This is a genomic window from Aquidulcibacter sp., assembly GCF_049239865.1.
Lineage (GTDB): Bacteria > Pseudomonadota > Alphaproteobacteria > Caulobacterales > Aquidulcibacteraceae > Aquidulcibacter.
In genome coordinates, this window is the sequence record NZ_JBMLTR010000054.1 from 1 (window position 1) to 2,669 (window position 2,669).

At 53.8% G+C, this 2,669-nt stretch carries 2 protein-coding genes; both read right to left on the reverse strand.

Annotation, left to right across the window (positions count from 1 at the left end; translation table 11 throughout):
• Positions 1-396: 396 nt before the first annotated feature.
• A complete protein-coding gene (gene msrA, locus ACOVRA_RS03885; protein ID WP_421719148.1) occupies positions 397-1,047 on the reverse strand; it encodes a peptide-methionine (S)-S-oxide reductase MsrA in 651 nt (216 codons plus the stop codon).
• Positions 1,048-1,176: 129 nt separating this feature from the next.
• On the reverse strand, positions 1,177-2,669 hold a 1,493-nt coding region (locus ACOVRA_RS03890), incomplete at its 5' end, for a TonB-dependent receptor domain-containing protein (protein ID WP_421719149.1).

A 2,669-nucleotide genomic window follows, 5' to 3' on the forward strand; every position in this document is an offset into this window, starting at 1 on the left:
AATGTGCCAAGCTGTTCGCACAGTGGCAACAATGTTACACTTTGTTTAGACTTTAGGCAGCGGCGCACCAGCCATTCCGACTTTAGACGGCCTGAGTCTACGTCGTGATAATTTAAACGGAGTACTCGTTCGACCTGTCTGCATTTCAGGCCTCAAGATATGTCCAAAAAAAGAGTTTGAAGCCCTAAAAAGAAAAAAGCGGTGGAGCCAATGGCTCCACCGCAAGGCGATGCTCAGGGAGCGCCGGTCCAATTCAGCGCTTACGAAAAGCACAATGAACCATTCCGGACACCAAAGCCGAGCCAAAGACCCGACTTGCCCTTACGTTAGCCCGCGGTGGTCCGATTTGTAAATGGGGTTGGCAGTATTTGTGACAGATTGCCGCTTTTTAAATCGCTATTGGCCCCAAACGGCGCGCAAACGGGCATCGCGCCCACAGCCATTGCGGTAATAGGCATAGCGCAGCGGGTTTTTCTGATAATAATCCTGATGATAGCCTTCGGCATCGTAGAATGCTTTGGCGGGCAGGATTTGCACAACAATTGGCTTTTTAAAGCGCGCATAGAGAACTTCTCGCGCCGCTTCTGCCGCCTTCTTCTCAGCGTCATTGGCGTAGAAGATAGCGGGTAGATAGGTTTCGCCTTTGTCACAGAATTGGCCAAACGTATCGAACGGATCGACTTGCAGCCAATAGGTATCGAGAAGCTTTTGATAACTCACCTTGGTGGCATCATAAGTGACTTTCACCGCTTCAAAATGGCCTGTGCCACCCCGCCCCACTTGCTCATAAGTAGGATTGGCCAATGTGCCGCCGGTATAGCCAGATGTGGTTGCAACCACGCCCGGGATCTCGTCAAACGGCTTTTCCATGCACCAGAAGCAGCCACCGGCAAAAATCGCGGTAGCCAGATTGCTGGGGACCGGCGCAGAGGTCGCTGACACTTTCGGCGCAACAACATCCGCTTGGGCGGGAGATTGTGTCCCACAACCAGCAAGGGCCAAGAGGGACAAAGTGACGAGGGCGGAGAAGGGCTTAAGTTGGGTCATGTGGGCCTATACGCAGCGATAAGTCGATCGGTTTCATCTCAACACGATTTCCCTGAGACGATTTCCCCCACGCAAAAGGGGCGCGGCTTACGCCACGCCCCTCAGCTCGTCCGATCAAATCGATAGAGCTTAGTAGTTCCAACGTAAGGTCATGCCATAGGTGCGTGGTTCACCCACGAACGCATTGATCTGGCTGTTGACAACGCGTGGTGCGAAGCCACCCAAAGCTGGCTGGTTGGTCAGCGCTGGCGCATCGCCTTGCAGCGGCGAGTCAAAGGTGATTTGCGCATAACGCTCATCGGTCAAGTTCCGGCCCCACAATTCAACCGTCCAGCGATCGTCTGCCGTGCTCAATGCTAAGCGAGCATTGATCAACGTGTAGCCTGGCTGGGTCTTACGTGGGTCCAAGTTCGAGCCCGTGATGGTGTCTGTGATGGTACGGAAGTCAGTATAGGCTTTCAATTTGGCTGTATCAGACAGAACCGAACGCTCGTAATTGAACGCCGAACCATAGGTCCAAACTGGCGAGCTGGTCAGCTGACCACCGGGCAACCAATAAAGGTTGGGGTTTTGACCAAGGAAGGTGTTGGCTTGCGATGCCGAACCCAAATTCTTGGTATATTCGGTGAACGAGTAAGCTGCACCACCGGTGATGGACAGGCCTTCGATTGGCGTCCGCAGGACATAGTCAAACTCTACCCCTTGCGACACCACTTCAGGAACCGAGGTCACAACGAACGAGATACCGGTGAAGGTATTTAGCTGGAAGTTCTCAAAGGTCTGATGGTAAGCCGCAAAGTTTGCAGTCAAAGCGCGGTTGAACCACTGGGTCTTCAAACCGACTTCGTAAGCATCAACGGTTTCAGGCGCAAACGAGGTGTTTGGCTGACGCACGGTGCGGTTACCCACGCCTGGCGAGATGATGGAGGTAACCACATTGTTCTGCAGGTCAGAGAACGCGCGGTCCAAGTTAAAGCCACCAGCCTTATAGCCACGCGAGTAGGAGGCATAAGTATTGATGTTTGGCGCGAACCGGTAAGCTGCCGAGAAGATGCCCGACCATTCTTTTTCGGACTTTTCTTGGCGGTGATCCATGCCGTCGAGGCCAGAGCGCATCCAAGGTGCGCAGATTGCGCCGACAACAGCCGCCAACGAGCCTGCGTTGCGTGCCGCATCGAGACCCAAGCGGTTCTCAATCGCGGTACAAGCCGTGTTGCCCTGCGTGCGATAGCTGCCTTGGAACTTCTTTTCTTCCGAGGTGTAACGCAGACCCAAGGTCACGCTGAAGTCGTCGTTGAACTGGTAGATATTGTGCGTGAACAACGCGACGGACTCAGCATTTTGCTCGTAATCGTCAAACTGACCACCACCAGCTGCCAAAGTACCGATGTTAGCTGGCGTCACGCCTAAGATGGACTGCCAGGTCGAAACCACACCAGCCAATTGGGTGTTGGTGACGGTTGGGCTCAAGGGGTTCACAGCCAGAGCTGGGTTGGCCAAAGCCAAAGCTGGGCCCAAAAGACCGCCGATATAGGCTTGGTAATCGGTGCCAGTGCGGAAGCGAACGGTCGAGTTGATGGTTTCTTTGGAATAGATGGTACCAACCAACCAATCCAACTTGC